General features: G+C 71.4%; 16 protein-coding genes and 1 pseudogene. 6 read left to right on the top strand and 11 right to left on the bottom strand.

All coding sequences use genetic code 11. The features are described from left to right. Positions 1-188 precede the first annotated feature (188 nt). From ACZ3TS_RS02030 to ACZ3TS_RS02045, 4 genes are all read right to left on the bottom strand, one after another. The gene (locus ACZ3TS_RS02030) at positions 189-1,124 is read right to left on the bottom strand and encodes an aromatase/cyclase (protein ID WP_467612723.1); all 936 of its coding nucleotides are present in this window, start codon (positions 1,122-1,124) and stop codon (positions 189-191) included. A 95-nt stretch (positions 1,125-1,219) separates the two neighbouring features. Continuing rightward, positions 1,220-1,477 (bottom strand): acyl carrier protein, encoded by a 258-nt coding sequence (locus ACZ3TS_RS02035; RefSeq protein WP_467612726.1) that lies wholly within the window; start codon positions 1,475-1,477, stop codon positions 1,220-1,222. A gap of 30 nt (positions 1,478-1,507) precedes the next feature. Continuing rightward, positions 1,508-2,731, bottom strand: a complete 1,224-nt coding sequence (locus tag ACZ3TS_RS02040) for a ketosynthase chain-length factor (RefSeq protein ID WP_467612729.1) — start codon at positions 2,729-2,731, stop codon at positions 1,508-1,510. Next, positions 2,728-3,996, bottom strand: a complete 1,269-nt coding sequence (locus ACZ3TS_RS02045; protein ID WP_467612732.1) for a beta-ketoacyl-[acyl-carrier-protein] synthase family protein — start codon at positions 3,994-3,996, stop codon at positions 2,728-2,730. The genes ACZ3TS_RS02040 and ACZ3TS_RS02045 overlap by 4 nt, the downstream gene beginning before the upstream one ends. A 281-nt stretch (positions 3,997-4,277) precedes the next feature. On the opposite strand from ACZ3TS_RS02045, the gene ACZ3TS_RS02050 reads away from it, so the two are divergent. Further along, positions 4,278-5,441, top strand: a complete 1,164-nt coding sequence (locus ACZ3TS_RS02050) for a sensor histidine kinase (protein ID WP_467612735.1) — start codon at positions 4,278-4,280, stop codon at positions 5,439-5,441. On the opposite strand, the gene ACZ3TS_RS02055 is transcribed toward ACZ3TS_RS02050, so the two are convergent. The 3 genes from ACZ3TS_RS02055 to ACZ3TS_RS02065 form a co-directional block, all read right to left on the bottom strand. Beyond that, positions 5,332-5,979, bottom strand: a complete 648-nt coding sequence (locus ACZ3TS_RS02055; RefSeq protein WP_467612738.1) for a response regulator transcription factor — start codon at positions 5,977-5,979, stop codon at positions 5,332-5,334. The two genes, ACZ3TS_RS02050 and ACZ3TS_RS02055, sit on opposite strands and share 110 nt — an antisense overlap. A gap of 317 nt (positions 5,980-6,296) precedes the next feature. Beyond that, positions 6,297-6,668 (bottom strand): MazG-like family protein, encoded by a 372-nt coding sequence (locus ACZ3TS_RS02060; RefSeq protein ID WP_467612741.1) that lies wholly within the window; start codon positions 6,666-6,668, stop codon positions 6,297-6,299. A 23-nt stretch (positions 6,669-6,691) separates the two neighbouring features. Further along, entirely contained in the window at positions 6,692-7,243 is a 552-nt protein-coding gene (locus ACZ3TS_RS02065) for a DoxX family protein (RefSeq protein WP_467612744.1), read from the bottom strand. 173 nt (positions 7,244-7,416) lie between these two features. On the opposite strand from ACZ3TS_RS02065, the gene ACZ3TS_RS02070 reads away from it, so the two are divergent. Beyond that, complete coding sequence (locus tag ACZ3TS_RS02070; RefSeq protein WP_467612746.1) at positions 7,417-7,743, top strand: nuclear transport factor 2 family protein; 327 nt, start codon at positions 7,417-7,419, stop codon at positions 7,741-7,743. A gap of 56 nt (positions 7,744-7,799) precedes the next feature. Next, positions 7,800-8,795 (top strand): annotated as a pseudogene (locus tag ACZ3TS_RS02075) (aldo/keto reductase). A gap of 28 nt (positions 8,796-8,823) precedes the next feature. Here ACZ3TS_RS02075 and ACZ3TS_RS02080 read toward each other — a convergent pair. Further along, on the bottom strand, positions 8,824-9,600 hold the full coding sequence (locus ACZ3TS_RS02080; protein ID WP_467612749.1) for an ABC transporter ATP-binding protein: 777 nt from the start codon (positions 9,598-9,600) through the stop codon (positions 8,824-8,826). 75 nt (positions 9,601-9,675) lie between these two features. Continuing rightward, positions 9,676-11,133, bottom strand: a complete 1,458-nt coding sequence (locus ACZ3TS_RS02085; protein WP_467612752.1) for an ABC transporter permease — start codon at positions 11,131-11,133, stop codon at positions 9,676-9,678. 384 nt (positions 11,134-11,517) lie between these two features. On the opposite strand from ACZ3TS_RS02085, the gene ACZ3TS_RS02090 reads away from it, so the two are divergent. Continuing rightward, on the top strand, positions 11,518-12,699 hold the full coding sequence (locus tag ACZ3TS_RS02090) for a D-alanyl-D-alanine carboxypeptidase family protein (RefSeq protein WP_467612755.1): 1,182 nt from the start codon (positions 11,518-11,520) through the stop codon (positions 12,697-12,699). Between the two features lie 239 nt (positions 12,700-12,938). On the opposite strand, the gene ACZ3TS_RS02095 is transcribed toward ACZ3TS_RS02090, so the two are convergent. Together ACZ3TS_RS02095 and ACZ3TS_RS02100 are read right to left on the bottom strand one after the other, a co-directional pair. Then, the gene (locus tag ACZ3TS_RS02095) at positions 12,939-13,697 is read right to left on the bottom strand and encodes an SDR family oxidoreductase (RefSeq protein WP_467612758.1); all 759 of its coding nucleotides are present in this window, start codon (positions 13,695-13,697) and stop codon (positions 12,939-12,941) included. A 61-nt stretch (positions 13,698-13,758) separates the two neighbouring features. Continuing rightward, positions 13,759-14,790, bottom strand: coding sequence for a Gfo/Idh/MocA family protein (locus ACZ3TS_RS02100; protein ID WP_467612760.1), 1,032 nt, complete (start codon positions 14,788-14,790; stop codon positions 13,759-13,761). Between the two features lie 81 nt (positions 14,791-14,871). Between ACZ3TS_RS02100 and ACZ3TS_RS02105 the strand changes: the two genes are divergently transcribed. Then, positions 14,872-16,236 carry a multidrug effflux MFS transporter gene (locus tag ACZ3TS_RS02105; protein ID WP_467612763.1) on the top strand — a complete coding sequence of 455 codons (1,365 nt, stop codon included), beginning with the start codon at positions 14,872-14,874 and terminating at the stop codon, positions 16,234-16,236. Next, positions 16,185-17,363 carry a serine hydrolase domain-containing protein gene (locus tag ACZ3TS_RS02110; protein ID WP_467612765.1) on the top strand — a complete coding sequence of 393 codons (1,179 nt, stop codon included), beginning with the start codon at positions 16,185-16,187 and terminating at the stop codon, positions 17,361-17,363. The genes ACZ3TS_RS02105 and ACZ3TS_RS02110 overlap by 52 nt, the downstream gene beginning before the upstream one ends. Positions 17,364-17,367 lie beyond the last annotated feature (4 nt).

Raw genomic sequence — 17,367 nt, forward strand, 5'->3', positions numbered from 1 at the left:
CGCCCCGGGCCGCCGGGCCGCCCGCCCGGGGGGCCGCCGCCCCCCCCCCCCCCCCCCCCGCGGGGGCGCCCCCCCCCCCCCGGGGGGGGCCCCCCCCCCCGGGGGGGGGGGGCGGGGGGGGGGGCGGCCCCCCCCCGGCCCGTCGCGCGTTCAGCCTGCGTACGCCGCGTGGTGCCCCGGCGGTGCTCTCACAGGCGTGCCGCGGCAGCGCCCTCCAGCGTCGCCCGGCTGTTGCGGCCGAGCGCGTCGCGCAGATAGGCACGGGCATCGGCCAGCGTCGCTTCCGGGCCCAGCACCTCGGCCACGGCGTCCGTGGCGATCACGACGGTGTGCCGGGCGGTGGCCACGGCGCCCGAGAGCCCTTCGGCGAACGACCAGTCACCGCTGTGCCCGGCCAGCAGACGCGGGGTCACCTGCTGCTTGTAGGCGATCCACTCCCCGCTGCGGCACACGCGCACCGACCGGGTCGTGTGCCGGGAGCCGTCCGAGGTGACGGTGTCCATCTCCATCTGCTGGACGTCCGGGCGCGGCTCGGCCAGCACCACCCGGGACACGTGCGGCAGCAGGTCCGGCCAGCGCTCGGCGCGGGCGACGAAGTCGTAGGCCTCGGCTGAGGGGACGGACAGCTCGATCGTGTCGGAGAAGGTGAAGACCACCTCGTCCACCGGGTGCCCGGTGCAGGCCAGTCGCCCCAGGGCGGCCAACTCCCGCCCGCTGTTGCGGTCGAGCGCCGCCGACACGGCGACCACGGCCGCGGGGTCGTCGTCGGCCACCGTGAACCGGTGCCGCAGCACGATCTCCGTGCCGCCGGAAGGCAGTTCACGGAAGAACCAGCCGCCCGACATCGCGGTGACCGGCGGGTTGCTGTGGTCCTGCCGGAAGGAGATGTAGCGGCGCCCGGGGTCGAGGACGCGGCGCGACGTCCAGTGCACGACGTCGCCGTTCACCTCGGCCCAGATCTCGAACCGCTCCGACCTGGCCGTACGCTCCAGATGACGTACGTGCACGGTCGGTTCGAAGACGGCCGGCCAGCGGCCGACGTCCGCGACGAGGGCGTAGAGGGCGTCGGCGGGCGCGGCGACCGTCAACGTGTGGTCAGTGCGATGCACGGTGGCAGGGGACATGGGCTCTCCTGGTCGTCTCCGGCGGGCGGGAGCAAGGGGACGGGACCGCACCCCGGTCTGTCGGTACGGCCCCGTCCTGGGTGGGGCGGACGCGGTCAGGCGGCGGCCGCGGTGAGGCTGTTCACCAGTTCCAGCAGGGCGCGCGGCGTCCGGGCGTCCGCGACGGCCTCCTCCGGCAACGCGATGCCGTAGTCGCGCTCGATCTTCGCCGCGCTCTCCATGAGGGCCAGCGAGTCGTAGCCGAGGTCCTCGAACGTCACGTCGAGGATGTCTCCGCTCAGATCGATGGAGTCCTCTTCGCCGGCGCAGGCGATGAGCGTGCTGCGCAGGTCGTCCAGGGTCATGTGGGTCATTGCGTGGGATCTCCCTCGTGTTGCGGTCGGTCAGGCGGTGGTGAGGACGACGGCCGCGTTGAAGCCGTGGCGTCCCCGGGCGAGGACCAGCACGGCACGCGCCCGGATGGACCGGGGTTCGCCGACGACCAGGTCCAGGCCGTATGCCTCCGGGACGGACGTCGCGTGGGCGGTGGCCGGGACGACCTGGTCGCGCAGGGCGAGCAGCGCCGCGGCGACGTCCGCCGGGCCGCCGCCCGCGTACATCCGGCCGGTCAGCGCCTTGGGCGCGGTCACCGGCACTCCGTGCGGCCCGAAGATCTCGCGCAGCGCCCGTGCCTCGGCCTCGTCCAGCGAGGGGACACCGGCCGCGTCCGCGAACACAGCACCGATGTCGGACGGCTCGAGACCCGCGTCGGCGATGGCGAGTTCCGCGGCACGGCGCAGACCGGGCGGCCGGCCGGAACCCGGAGCCGGGTCGAAGGTGGCCGCGTAGCCGGCGATCTCGCCGTAGGTACGGGCCGCACCCCGCTCCCGGGCCGACACCGCGTCCTCCACGATCAGGATGGCGCCGCCCTCGCCCGGAACGTGGCCGCGGGCCGCGGCGTCGAACGGCAGGTACGCCCGCTCGGGGTCGTCCGCCGTGCTGACCCGCCCGCCGGCCAGCTGGGCGGACCAGCCCCAGGGGTCGAAGGCCGAGTCGACCCCGCCACTCACCACCAGCCGGGTGCCGCGCCGCACCGTGCGGCGGGCGTGCCCGATGGCATCCAGGCCGCCGGCCTGCTCGCCGACGAGCGCCGCGCTCGGCCCGCGCATGCCGTTGCGGATCGAGATCTGGCCGGTGTTGACGGCGTAGAACCAGGCGAAGGACTCGTAGACGCTGACGTACTCCGGCCCCTGGTGCCACAGTTTGCGGAACTCCCGGTGGGTGAAGTCGAACCCGCCCTGCGCGGTGGAGGTGACCACCCCCATGTCGTAGTCGGCGATACCCGACCCGGGGTCGATACCCGCGTCCGCCAGCGCCCAGTCGGCAGCGGCGATGGCGTAGCGGGTGGACACGTCGGTCTGCGGCAGCAGCCGGCTCGGCAGGTGCTCGGCGGCGTCGAAGTCGCGTACCTCCCCGGCGAGTTTCGCCGGATAGCCGGAGGTGTCGAAACGGCTCAGCTCGGCGATGCCGCTCTCTCCCGCGAGCAGGGCCTTCCAGTACGCCTCGGTGCCCAGCCCGTTGGGGGCGACGACGCCGATCCCGGTGACGACCGAACGGACGGCGCTCATACGGCACTCACCTCCGGCGCGTGCAGCACCATGGCGCTCTGGAAACCGCCGAAGCCACTGCCGACGGTCAGCACTGTGTCCACCCGCTGCTCCCGCGCGGTCCGCGGGACGTAGTCCAGGTCGCACTCCGGGTCGGGGGTGTGCAGGTTCGCCGTCGGCGGGACGACGTTGTGGCGGATCGCCAGGGCGGACGCGGCGATCTCGATGGACCCGATCGCGCCCAGCGAGTGGCCCACCATCGACTTGATCGAGCTCACGGGCACCGCGTACGCGTGCTCGCCCAGGCTCCGCTTGAAGGCGGCGGTCTCGTGCCGGTCGTTCTGCTTGGTGCCGGAGCCGTGGGCGTTGACGTAGTCCACGGCGGTGCGGTCGAGCCGTGCCTCGTCGAGGGCCGCCCGGATCGCCTCGGCCATCTCACGGCCGTCCTTCTTGAGCCCGGTCATGTGGTAGGCGTTGCTGCGCGTCGCGTAGCCGCCGACCTCGGCGTAGATGTGGGCACCGCGGGCCCGAGCCGCCTCGTACCCCTCGAGCACGAACATCGCCGCGCCCTCCGCGAGCACGAAGCCGTTGCGGGTGCCGTCGAAGGGACGGGAGGCCGTCGCCGGCTCGTCGTTGCGCGGTGTCGTCGCCTTGATGGCGTCGAAGCAGGCGACGACGATCGGTGACACGGGCGTGTCGGCCGCTCCCGCGAGCACGGTGTCGGCACTGCCCTCGCGGATCAGTTGGACGCCGTAACCGACGGCGTCCAGGCCCGACGTGCAGCCGTCGGAGACCATGGTGACCGGGCCTTCGGCGCCCACCTCCCACGCGATTTCCGCGGGCATCACCCCGGGACTGAGGTAGTCGAACATGTACGGCGACAGGTGCGCCGGGTCGACCAGCCACTCGCGCCCGGCGTCCGACATGACCAGGTACTCGTTCTCCAGGCTGGTCGCCGACGCGACGGCGCTGCCCAGCGACACGCCCACCCGGCGCGGGTCGAGCGACGTGAATTCCAGACCGCTGTCGGCGACGGCGTCCCTGGTGCACGCAACGGCGAACTGCGTCGCCCGGTCCATCCGGCGGATCTCGCGCCGGCTGAACCCCTCCGCCTCGGCGTCGAAGTCGGCCTCACCGGCGATCCGTGAGCGGAACGGCGAGGCGTCGAAGAAGGTGATCGGCCTGGTGGCGGTGCGCCCCGCGGTCAGCAGATCCCAGAACTCCTTCGTTCCGGTGCCGCCGGGCGTGCGCACACCGATTCCGGTGATCACCACCCGCCGGGTCACCGCCCGGCTCCTGTACTGCTCGGCATGGTCCGATCGCCCCTTTCGGTGTGGGCCCGGAGGTATTCGACGGGGCCACCCTCCGAGCGGCCGCTTGAGCCTGGCTCGGGAGCGGATCGTGGCTCGGTTGCGGCCGTGACCATGGCGACTCTTCACTTTTCGGCAACAGACAGGACACGAGGTTGCGTATGATCGGTTATTGCGACTGATTGCGTGCTGGCGCACCTACGGCGGGGGGAACTGTGGGTAGGTTGAACAAGTGGGTCCCGACGGCATGGATAGCCGTGTGCGTCGTCTCCGCACTCCAAATCGGAGTGGCGCTCAACGGGCTGATCGAAATGCTGTCGGTCGAGGCGTCTCGCACGGCCGTCATCGCATGGGCTCTCTTCCTGCCCGTGCTGGTCGCCCTGCAGGCGCTGCACAGCCCGCCGGCAGCCAGGAAATTCCGGCGGTTCTCCGTCTGGGTGCTGGTCCTCCAAACACTTCTGACCTATCTGCCGCCCCTGGTCTTCCACGTCATGTGGCCCGGCATGGGGGGCTTCGCGGCGGGCGCGGCGACAGCCGGCCTGCGGGGCCGTAAGGGAGCAGGCGCGTCCGGCGCGTTCGTCGCGGTCCTGGTCCTGGACGTGTCGGTGAGCAGGCACAACGGCCTGTCGTATGCGGAGACGACGGTGGCCGCGAGCGTGACCCTGGCGATCGGCCTGGCCGTCACCACGCTGCTCAGAATCGCCTGCCGGCTCACCTGGATGCGCCACGCGGAGGCCCAGGCCATACGCAGTGCACTGCAGGACGAACGCGTCCGGATAGGACGCGACATGCACGATCTACTCGCGAGCCGACTGGCGTTCGCGGCCATCCGCGGGGAACTGGCCAATCGTTATCTGGGGAGGCAGAACGAACGGGCGCGCTCCGAGCTGCGCAACGTGCTGGGGCTGACCCGGGACGTCCTCACCGACATGCGCTCGATGGCGCACAATTTCGGCGATCTCTCGCTTGGTTGCGAATTGGACAATACCCGCTCATTGCTTGAGGGCGTGGGCGTGGCCGTCACCGTTCAGGAGGAGACGCGTATTCCACCGGGAGAGGTTCAGAATCTGTTCGCCACCGCGATACGCGAATCGGTGACCAATGTTCTGCGGCACAGCGAGGCGACCATGTGCAGCATCTCCCTGCGACGCAGGGGCCATGTGGTCGAGCTGTCCGTGCTCAACGACGGAGCCCGGGGCACACGGGACCCCGCCGCGGGTGCCGGGCACGGCATCGCCAACCTGACCCTGCGCGCCGCCGAACTCGGCGGTCGGTGCAAGGCATGGTCTCCCGCTGCCGGGCGCTTCCTGCTCACGGTGACATGCCCGGCGAAGGCGTCGGTTGATCCGCTGGGGGCAGCCATCCCGCTTCCCGAGCAATGCGCACTGCGTCAAGACGACTACGTGCACCCAGTTTTGTGATGCAGTTGCCGAGGTAGTTGCGGACCGTGCCGACCGACAGCCGGACGGCCTCGGCTATGTCGGCGGCCGTCTGCCCGTCCGCGGCCAGGCGCAGCACCTCCGTCTCCCGCGGGGTGAGGGGGTTGACCCGGCTTTCCCAGGCCGCCAGCATCAGTTCAGGGGCGATCACCCGCTGTCCCGCGGCCACCTTCCTGATCGCCTCGGCGAGCGCGTGCGGAGCGGCGTCCTTCAACAGATAGCCGCTGACGCCCAGTTCCACGGCCTGTCGTATGGTGGCGGCGGTGCCGAGGCTGGTCAGGAGCAGCGTCCCGCACGACGGTAAGTGCTCGTGCAGCTGGCCGACGACCTGGAGGCCACTCGTGTCGCCGAGGTTGACGTCCACCACCGCCACATCCGGTTGGTGGGCAAGGGCGAGGGACAGCACCTGGCAGCCCGCGCCGGTGTCCGCGACGACGCTCAGATCCCTTTCGGTTCCGAGGAGTTCGATGAGCGCGCCCCGGATGAGATGCTCGTCATCGGCGAGGAGCACGCGTATCACTGAGCCTCCAGCGGTCCGACTGTTCGAATGACAGGGTTCGACCAGTCTATGCAGTCCGGCTTGAGGACCACCTGAGGGCTTTGCGACTCCCGGATCTCGAACTCCTGGGCGCCTGCACGTTGTTCAGGCAGGCCAGGAGGCCGGCGGGAGATCGCAGTCGTTCCGTCCGCTGTGCCTGTGGTCGTGGTGGCGGCCTGGATGCGCGCCGCCCGTACCGTCCCGTGGCCGGTCACCCGGCTCGCCAGTACGGACGGCCGTGCCCGCGGTCAGCGAGGCGATCAGAAGGCGTTGCCGGCCACGCCCTCCCCCGTCCGCGACTACTGCCCGAGATCCACTCTCCCCGGCAGGTCATCCTGCCCGTCGGCCAGCGAGCGTCGCGTGACTCGCTCCAGGTGGGACGTGAACACCTCACGGGCGTCGGGAGTCAGGGTGCGCAGGGCCACCAGAGCCGTGATCACCACGTCGCAGAGTTCGGCCTCCACGTCGTCCCAGCTGTGGGTCGTGCCCTTGCGCGGGTTCTGGCCCGTCGCGCCGATCACCGCCTGGGCGACCTCGCCGACCTCCTCCGACAGCTTCAGCACGCGCAGCAGCAGACCGTCCGCACCGTCGTGCGTCCGGTTCGCGTCCAGCCAGGCGTGCAGCCGGTCGATCGACTCCCACAGGTCCGCGGAGGCGTCGCGCTCACTCATACCCGCAGCCTGCCATGCGGCGGCTACTGCTCGAACAACGCCTCCTGGTTCCCCTCCCCGTCCGCCTCCTTCAGCAGCCGCCTGTTCCGGGCCCCCACCACCGCCGCCGCGGCCGCCGCCGTCACCGCGAGCGCCACCGGGACCATCCAGTCGCGGTTCACGGCGTCGCCGAACAGCTCGTCCAGGGAGAGCCGACCAGGACCCGCGACCGCCAGGCCCGCCGCCGTGAGGCCGAGGGACAGCGGGTGCTCGTAGCCGCCGTTCTGGGCGAAGAAGCCGTTCGGTACGTGCACGGCCATCGCCCCAGCCATTCCGCCGGCCGCCGCGGCAGCCGCCGCCGGTGTGGCCAGGCCCAGCGCCAGCAGGGTGCCGCCGCCGGTCTCCGCGAGCCCGGAGGCCACCGCGCTCGCCTTCCCCGGCCGGTAGCCCACGGACTCCATGAACTGCCCGGTCCCCTCGACCCCGCCTCCGCCGAACCAGCCGAACAGCTTCTGTGCGCCGTGCGCCGCCAGTACCCCGCCGGTGCCCAGCCTGAGCAGCAGGAGGCCCACGTCACGTCGGTCGATACAGGTCACGATCACTCCCGGGGCAGGCAACAGGAACGATTCCCACCGCGTTCCCACCGTCCCACCCCTCACACCCGCCCGGCCTGTCCTCGGCGCCGTTCGGGTGGCGCATGCCCGGGCGCGGAAGGCGGGACCCGGGATTCGGGTGGCGGGCGGCCGGGACCGGTGTGACGCTGTCAGCCATGACGATTCAGACAGCAAAGCTCAGCGACCCGGTCGTCCGGGCCTTCGTCACCGCCGTGAACTCCCATGACCGCGAGGGCTTCCTGGCACTTCTCGCACCGGGGGCCACCATGTCCGACGACGGCTCCGACCGGGACCTCGCCGACTGGATCGACCGGGAGATCTTCTCCTGCCATGGCCACATGGACGTCGACAACGAGTCGGGCGGCGGCCGCTCCCTGCTCGCCCGCTACCGCAACGACACCTGGGGCGAGATGCGCACCCGGTGGACCTTCACCGTGGACGACGCCGGCAGGATCTCCCGCTTCGAGACCGGGCAGGCCTGACCACCGTCGCACGGCTCTTGCCCTGAAGTGCGCTCCACCTTCTAACGTCGCCGGGTATGGAGACCAAGGAGCACACCAGGACACTGGGCCGCAGCGGGATCGAGGTCAGCGCCCTCGGCTTCGGCTGCTGGGCCATCGGCGGCGAGTGGAGCACTCCCGACGGACAGGCCCTCGGCTGGGGCAAGGTCGACGACGAGGAGTCCGTACGGGCCGTCCGGCGCGCCCTCGACCTCGGCGTCACCTTCTTCGACACGGCCGACGCCTACGGCACCGGTCACAGCGAGCGCGTCCTCGCGCGTGCCCTCGGCAAACGGCGGGCCGACGTGGTCCTCGCCACCAAGTGGGGCAACGTCATCGACGAGGAACGCAGGCTGCTCGTCGGCAGCGACGACTCCCCGGCGTACGCCCGCCGCGCACTGACCGCGTCCCTGCGCCGGCTCGACACCGATCACATCGACCTGTACCAGCTGCACCTGTCCGACGCCGGTCCCGAGCGGGCCGCCGAACTCCGCGACGCCTGCGAGGAGTTCGTCGGCGAGGGACTCATCCGGGCCTACGCCTGGAGCACCGACGATCCCGCGCGGGCCGCCGTGTTCGCCGAGGGCCCGCACTGCACGGCGGTCCAGCACCGCCTCAACATCCTCCAGGACGCGCCCGGACTTCTCGCCCTCTGCGAGGAGTCGAACCTCGCGAGCATCAACCGCAGTCCCCTCGCCATGGGTCTGCTGACCGGCAAGCACACCCCCGGACACGCCCTCGAGCCCGGAGACATCCGCAACACTCCGCCCGCGTGGCTGCCGGGCTTCAAGGAGGGGGAAGGCGCCGACACCGAGTGGCTGCGGCGGGTCGAGGCCCTCAGGGACGTCCTCACCAGCGACGGCCGTACGCCCGCCCAGGGCGCCCTCGCCTGGATCTGGGCCCGCAGCCCGCGGACCGTCCCGATTCCGGGCTTCCGTTCGGTCGCCCAGGCATAGGAGAACGCGGGCGCGATTGCGAAGGGGCCGCTCACGCCCGGGCAACTGGCCGAGGTCGACCGGATACTCGGGAGGTGAGCGGCCCCCGGGAGGCCGCAGGCGCGGGTCAGTGACCCGTGCCGTACGCCTGACCGCCGTACTGCTGCTGTCCGTACTGCTGGGCGTGCGGGGCGCCCTGCTGCGCGTACTGCGGGGTCCGGCGCGCCCCGCCCTGCTCGGTCAGGGTGAGCTGCCCGGCCTTGATGATGGCCAGGCGCGGGGCGCGGCGGGCGATCGAGGAGTCGTGGGTGACCATGACGAAGGTCAGCCCGTACTCGTGCCACAGGCCCTCGAGCAGGGCCATGATGTCGTCCCGGGTTCCCTCGTCGAGGTTGCCGGTCGGTTCGTCGGCGAGCAGCACCTTCGGGCGCTTGACCAGGGCGCGGGCGATGGCGACGCGCTGCTGCTGGCCGCCGGACAGCTCGGAGGGGGCGTGTCCGAGGCGTTCGCCGAGACCGACCGAGCGCAGAGCCTCCGCCGCCCGCTCGCGTCGGTCCCCCGGCTTCACACCGAGCGGGACGAGCGCGGTCTCGACGTTCTCCTGAGCGGTCAGCGTCGGGATGAGGTTGAACGACTGGAAGATGATGCCGATCTTCGCGGCACGCAGCCGGGTCAGCTTGGCCTCGCTGATCGTGGCGAGGTTCACTCCGTCCAGTTCGACGCCGCCCGTCGTGGGCCGGTCCAGGCCGCCGATCATCTGCAGCAGGGTCGACTTGCCACCGCCGGTGGGGCCCTGGATGACGAGCTGGTCGCCGTCCTCGATCGTGAGGTCGATGCCGCGCAGCGCCTCCACCGTCTCCTTGCCCCGCGTGTAGCGCTTGGTGACGCCGGTGAGCTTGTACATGGGTTCTCCGTGACAGATGGGGGTGGGGCGCCGTGACCCGGGGGGAACGGACACGGCGCCCCGGTGTGGGGAGGGTTACTGGACGCTGCGCAGGGCGTCCGCCGGGCGCATCCGGGAGGCGCGCCAACCGCCCATGGCGCCGGCGATCAGACCGCCGGTGACGGCAAGGACCACCGCGAGCGTGATGGTGGTCAGCGAGACCGGCGCGGACAGCGCGATCTCCATGGTGTTCTGGGTCGTCTGCCGGCCGGGGCCGCCGCCCGGACCGCCGCCGCCCGGGCCGCCCATGCCGCCGCCGGAGGAGCCGAGCTGGGCGGTCAGCTTCGGGCTGATCGCCGTCACCGTGTACGCGGCCGCGAGACCCAGGGCGATACCGAGAGCGCCGCCGAGCAGACCGTTCACGACGGACTCGCCGACGACCTGACGGGTGACCTTGCGGCTCGGCCAGCCGAGCGCCTTCAGGGTGCCGAACTCGCGCACCCGTCGGGAGACGGCGGAGGAGGTCAGCAGCGCGGCCACCAGGAACGCGGCGACCAGCACTGCGATCGACAGCCACTTGCCCACGCTGGTCGCCAGGTTGGAGGCGGTGGACAGCGAGCCGGAGACGGTGGAGGCGAGGTCGGAGGAGGTGGTGACCGTCGTGCCGGAGATGTTCTGCTGGATGGTCTTCTTGACGGTCGCGATCTGCTTGGAGTCGGTCGCCTTGACGTAGATCGTGGTGACCTTGTTCTTCGAGTCGGCGAGCGTCTGGGCCTGCTTCAGCGGCAGGTAGACGTCGGTGGTGGACTCGCTGCTGTCGGGCGTCGCGATGCCGATCACCGTGTACTTGGTGCCGGAGATCTTGAAGGTCGAGCCGACCTTGTACTTCTTCTCCTTGGCGTACGACTTGCTGACCACGGCGACCTTGGCGTCGGTCTGCGACGCCGTGAACGTCTTGCCCGAGGTGATCTTCATCGCGGCGAGCGGGCCGAGGTCCTGGTTGGTGACGTCGACGCCGGCCACGGAGTAGTTGTTGACGTCGAAGGAGGCGCCGCCGCCCTGGACCTGCGGCTGGCCGCCGCCGCTGCCGCCGGGGCCGCCCTGCTGCTGCGAGTTGCCGGACGTCGACGTCTTCGCCCTGCCCTGGGTGAAGGAGCCGTCGACCTTGACGACGTTCAGGCTCAGCGCGCCGACCGCGCTCGCCACGCCCTTCTGGGACGCGACCTTCTCGACGAGCGAGGACTGCAGGGCCTGACCGCCCTGCGTCATCACCCGGTCCGAGCTCTGCTTGGTGCTGCTGTCCGACTTGGCGTCGAAATTGAAGTTGGGTTTCTGCCCACTGTTCGCGGAGCTCGCCGACCGGGCCTTGGTGACCGTCATGTCGGTGCCGAGCCCGTACAGCGACTTCAGGACCTTGTCCTGCGCCTGCTGCATGCCGGCCGACACCGAGTTGACGGTGATGACCAGCGCGATACCGAGCGCCAGACCCATCGCGATGACCAGAGCGGCCTTCTTGCGGCGGCCCAGCTCGCGCCTGAGATAGATGCCAAACATCCCGTTCCTCGAAAGGTTCTTGGCGCCCGCTGTGGGCGCGGTCACAAACTAGGGAGAAACCTTTGAGCGGCCCTGAGTCAGGGATGTGTGAGGGCTGAGAAAGTGACGCCCGGGATCAGATTTCCGTAAGACAGCGGATTCCTAAGCTGCGCAGGGTGTATTGCCAGGAAACCCCTGTTGAGTGGCCCGTCGGTGAAGAGAGGCGGGCCTGCCCGGTGCGCTCCGCCCGGTGGGACGGTGGCGGGGCGCACAAGGGCGGGCCCGCGTAATGCGCGCGCCTTTCGCCGCTCTCACCGCCGTGGTGACCCCGCCATGACCCGGGCTTTGCCCCGCTTTTATGACCCCGCTGTCTGCCGCCCCCGACTCCCTTTGTACGGTCCCCGGATGCGTGATTCCTCTCCGCTCTCCCCGCGTGCCGCGCGGATGTCCCGCCGCGCCGTTCTCGGGCTCGCCGCCGCCGCGCCGCTGACGCTTGCCGCGCCCGCGTCCGCCTCCACCACCATCGGCGGCGAAAGGCTGGGCCGTTCCGGCGTCCAGGTGCAGCGGGCCGACGGCCTGCCGAAGAAGCTCACCGCCCGCTCCTGGCTCGTCGCCGACCACGACAGCGGTGAGGTGCTCGCCGCGTGCAACGCGCACCGCCGGCTCGCGCCCGCCTCCACGCTGAAGATGCTGTTCGCGGACACCGTGCTGAAGAAGTTCGAGCGGACCCGGACGTGCAAGGTGACCGACGCCGACCTCGCCGACGTCCCGGCGGGCTCCAGCCTGGTCGGCATCAAGCCCGGGATCACGTACACCGTCGAGCAGTTGTGGCTCGGCGTCTTCCTCCGCTCCGGCAACGACGCGGTCCACGTGCTCAGCCACATGAACGGCGGGATCGCGAGGACCGTGGCCGAGATGCAGGCCAGGGCACGGGACCTGCAGGCCCTCGACACGCATGTGGTCAGCCCCGACGGGTTCGACCACAAGGGCCAGCTCTCCTCCGCGTACGACCTCACGCTGTTCGCCCGTCACGGCCTGAAGAACGCCGAGTTCCGCGACTACTGCTCGACGAAGACCGCCGACTTCCCGGCGGGCGGCACGAAGACGTTCCAGATCCAGAACACCGACCGTCTGCTGACCGGCGCGTGGGGGCTCGGCACGTACAAGGGGCTGATCGGCGTCAAGAACGGTTACACCAGCGACGCGGGCAACACCTTCACCGGCGCCGCCACCCGCGGCGGCCGCACCCTCCTCGTGACCGTCATGCATCCGGAGCCCGGCGGCAACGGTGTCTACGAGGAGACCGCCGCCCTGCTCGACTGGGGCTTCGCACACGCCGGAACGGCCCGGGCCGTGGGCGCGCTGGTCGATCCGCTCAGCGAGGGCGGGGCCGACGTGACGCCCTCGCCGACGGGTACGGCGGCGAAGGGGGCATCCGGTGCCGATGCGGCCACCGCGCGCAGCGGCTCGTCGTGGGGGCTGGTCGGCGGGGCCGGGGGAGCGGTGGCGTTGCTGGCCGGCGGGGCGTACACGTTGCGGGGACGCCGGCGGCGGGAAGCGGCGGACGAGGGCCGGCACCGGCGCTGACCTGTGGGCAGCCGTTCCGGGATCCGGTGCGTACCCCGCGGTCCCACGCGAGGTCCACCCCCTGCCGGACCACGGAACGGCTGCCGCCTCCCCCCTTGGTACGGCCTGCGGAACCCCAGTGCTCCAACTGTGAAGCTCTGGTGGAGGAGTGTTGAGCATAAGCCCGTCACGTGCCGAAATGGAGCGGAGAGAGGAATTCCGGTTGTGTAGGTTGAGCACTTGACGGAGCTCTGGGCCGGTCAGCCGCGGCCCACGTACGGCATCGTCGTCGCCAGTACCGTCGCGAACTGCACGTTTGCCTCCAGCGGCAGCTCGGCCATGTGCCGCACGGTCCGTGCCACATCGGCCACGTCCATCAACGGTTCGGCCGCGAGTTCCCCGTTCGCCTGGAGGACTCCGCGCTGCATATGGGCGGTCATGTCGGTGGCCGCGTTGCCGATGTCGATCTGGCCGACCGCGATGCGGTACGGACGCCCGTCCAAGGACAGCGACTTGGTCAGTCCGGTCAGTGCGTGCTTGGTCGCGGTGTACGCCACCGAGTGCGGGCGGGGTGTGTGCGCCGAGATCGAGCCGTTGTTGATGATCCGGCCGCCCTGCGGATCCTGCTCCTTCATCTGCCGGTACGCCGCCTGCGCGCACAGGAACGCGCCGCCCAGGTTGGTGTCCACCACGTGCCGCCAGGCGTCGTACGGCAGGTCCTCGACCGGCACCCCGCCCGGGCCGAACGTGCCCGCGTTGTTGAAGAGCAGGTCGAGCCGCCCGAACCGGTCGCGCACGGCCGAGAACAGGGCCGTCACGTCGCCGGGTTGCGAGACGTCGGTGCGGACGGCGAGAGCGGCGCCCTCGGGCACGAGCGAGGACGTCTCCTCCAGCGTCCCGGCGCGCCGTCCCGCGAGCGCCACCGACCAGCCCGCGCGCAGCAGTTCCACGGCGACCGCGCGCCCGATCCCGGAGCCCGCGCCGGTCACCACCGCGGTCCTGGTTTGCCTGTCAGTCATGGACCCGCAGCGTAAGGGGATGATCCGGCCTGCGGAATCCACTGTCCGTCATACGGTTGTCTCAGACGGATACGAGGTCCGGCTGCGTGGTCTCGCCCGGGTAGCGGACGCCGATCCGGTCGCGTATCGCGTCGAGCGTGCGCATCACGGCGAGGGTGCCTTCCAGCGGGACGAGCGGGGACTCGGTCTCGCCGGCCCGCAGTGCGCGCATGACCTCGCTCGCCTCGTGCTTGAGGCTGGTGCGCGGGCCGTCGGCGGGGTCGGCGCGGAACTCCTCGGGGTCGCGGCCGTCGCGGTGCAGTACGAAGTGGTCCGGGAAGAAGAAGCCGTACGGGATGTCGATGCGGCCCCGGGAGCCGGTGACCGAGGCGCAGACGGGGGTGCCGCCGTGGATGGAGCAGTGCACCGAGGCGAGAGCGCCGCTCTCCCAGGAGAGCAGCGCACCGGTCTGGAGATCGACGCCCTCGTCGGAGAGCACCGCTCTCGCGACGACGTCCGAAGGCTCCCCGAGCAGCAGCTGCGCGAACGACACCGGATACACGCCCAGGTCCAGCAGCGCCCCGCCGCCCAGCGCCGGGTCCCGCAACCGGTGCGAGGGCGGAAAGGGGCCGACGAGCCCGAAGTCGGCCTGCACACTGCGTACCTCGCCGATCGCCCCGTCGTCGACGAGCGCCTTCAGCCGCCTCACCAGCGGATGGCAGTACATCCACATGGCCTCCATCAGGAAGGCGCCGCGCTCCTTCGCCAGCGCGACCAGCTCCTGCGCCTCGCGCGCGTTCAGCGTGAACGCCTTCTCGCACAGCACGTTCCGCCCGGCCCCAAGACACAGCCCGGCCGCGGCCCGGTGTGCCGAGTGCGGAGTGGCGACGTACACCACGTCGACGTCCTCGTCCTCGGCGAGGGCGCCCCAATCGCCGTAGGCCCGGGGTATCCCGAACCGTTCCGCGAACGCCTTCGCCGACTCCTCGCCGCGCGAGGCCACCGCCACGATCTCCGCGTCCGGCAGGTCGACGAGATCCGCGGCGAACGCCGCGGCGATCCCCCCGGTCGCCAGGATCCCCCACCGCACCCGCCCGTCCGTCGTCCCCACCATGTCCGCCCCTCGGTACACCGCCCGGTCACCCCGTACGAGCTGAGAGCATAAGTGGCGGACAGAACGAAGAGGGAGGGGCACATGCCCGAGCGTGGCCGCACCACGCACGACCGCGAGGAGCCGGAAGGCCACATATCCGAGGCGGAGAAGACGACACCGGTGCCCCCGGGCACTGCTCCGGCCCCGGCACCCGCCGCCGGATCCCTCGCCGGGGGCGCCGCCCTCCGCCGTACCGGTCTCCTCGTCACCTTCCTCCTCGGCGGCCTCACCGCCACGCCCCCGCTGGCCATGGACATGTACCTCCCGTCCCTCCCGGAGGTCACCACATCCCTGCACGCGCCCGCCGCGATCGTGCAGCTGACCCTCACCGGCTGTCTCGCCGGCATGGCGCTCGGCCAGCTGCTGGTCGGCCCGATGAGCGACAAGTGGGGACGTCGGCGCCCGCTGCTCGCGGGCCTCGTCGTCTACGTCGTCGCCACCGCGCTGTGCGCGCTCGCGCCCTCGGTGGAGTCACTCGTCGCGTTCCGGCTGCTGCAGGGACTCGCGGGCGCGGCCGGAATCGTGATCGCGCGCGCCGTCGTCCGCGATCTGTACGACGGCGTGGCCATGGCCCGGTTCTTCTCCACCCTCATGCTGATCTCCGGGGTCGCGCCCATCGTCGCGCCGCTGATCGGCGGCCAGATCCTGCGCGTCACGGACTGGCGGGGCGTCTTCGTCGTCCTCACGGCCGTCGGACTCGTGCTCACCGCTCTCGTGTGGGTGAAGCTCCCCGAGACGCTCCCGCCCGGTGAGCGGCACGGCGGGGGAGTCGGCGCGGCCCTGCGCTCCATGCGGACCCTGCTGGCCGACCGTGTCTTCACCGGCTACACCCTCGCGGGCGGTTTCGCCTTCTCGGCGCTCTTCGCCTACATCAGCGCGTCTCCGTTCGTGATCCAGGAGATCTACGGCGCCTCCCCGCAGACCTTCAGCCTGCTGTTCGGCCTCAACTCGGTGGGCCTGGTGGCCGTCGGTCAGATCAACGGCAAGGTCCTCGTCGGCCGGGTCGGCCTGGACGAGGTGCTGGCGGTCGGCCTCGGGGTCATCACGCTCGCCGCGACCGCGCTGCTGCTGATGTCGACGGGCGTCTTCGGCGAGGTCGGCCTCGCACCGGTCGCCGCGGCCCTCTTCGTCCTCATGTCGGCGATGGGCCTCGCCATGCCCAACACCCAGGCGCTGGCCCTGATGCGCACCCGGCACAACGCCGGTTCCGCGTCGGCGCTCCTTGGTACGTCCTCCTTCCTCATCGGTGCCGTCGCCTCGCCGCTCGTCGGGATCGCCGGTGAGCACACCGCCGTCCCGATGGCCTTCGTCCAACTGGCGGCGGCACTGGTGGCAGTCGCCTGCTTCGTGACACTGTGCCGTCCGTGGAAGGGACGCGCGGCCGACATTTCGGGGGAGGACAACTGAGCGCACCGAGACTGCGCACCGACACCCCGGAGAAGGCCGGGCTCGATCCGGAGGAACTGCGTCTCCTGGTACGTGAGATCCGCGACGCCGTCGACGGGGACCGCCCCTGGGCGGCGGGCGCCGTGGTGGTCGCCGGGCGCGGCCCGGTGATCGCCGTCGAGGAGGCGGCGGGCTGGGCGGTCCGGTACGCCGCGTACGACGCGGAGGCGGACCGTGGTGTCGAACTGTCGCCCGAGGCCAGAGTGCCGATGACGGTGAACACCCCCTTCGACCTGGCCTCGCTCACCAAGCTGTTCACCGCGGTCGCCGCGATCCAGCAGCTGGAGCGGGGCAGGCTCGGCATCGACGCGCGGGTGGCGGCGTACCTGCCGGACTTCCACGCGGCCGCGGAACACGGCATCACCGTGCGCCAACTGCTGACCCACACCTCCGGGCTGCAGCCGGAACTCCCGCTGTACGACTGTGCGTCGGATGCGGCACGGCTCGAGCTGCTGCGTGCCGAGGCACCGATGGGCGTGCCCGGCGCCTACTGCTATTCGGACCTGAACCTGCTGCTCCTGCAGTACGTCCTGGAACGCGTCACCGGGCGCACCCTCGACGTGATCATCCACGACTGCGTCACCCGGCCGCTGGGGATGACGTCGACGGGCTTCGGACCGCGCCCGGACGCGGCGGCGACGGAGGACCAGCGGCGGCCCTGGGCCAAGGCGGACCGGGGGATGCTGCGCGGTGTGGTCCACGACGAGAACGCCTGGGCGCTGGGCGGGGTGGCCGGTCACGCGGGCCTCTTCTCGACCGGGCGCGACCTGGCCGTGTTCTGCCGCACGCTGCTCACGGGCGGCTCGTACGGCCCTGCGCGCATCCTGGGCCCCGACTTCGTCGAGCTGATGCTCGCCCCTTCCGGGCTGGGCTTCGCAATCGACCAGCCGTGGTTCATGGGGGAGCTCTCGGGCGGGGGCGCGGCGGGCCACACGGGCTTCACGGGCACGTCACTGGTCCTGGACCCGGCGACGGACACCTTCCTCGTCCTCCTGGCGAACACGGTCCATCCCCGCCGCCGGGACCCGGACAACCGGGTGCGGGTGGCGGCGGCGGATCGGCTGGCACGGGCCGTCCGGGGGAGCTGAGAGA

It is taken from the genome of Streptomyces sp. NPDC022910 (assembly GCF_055561075.1).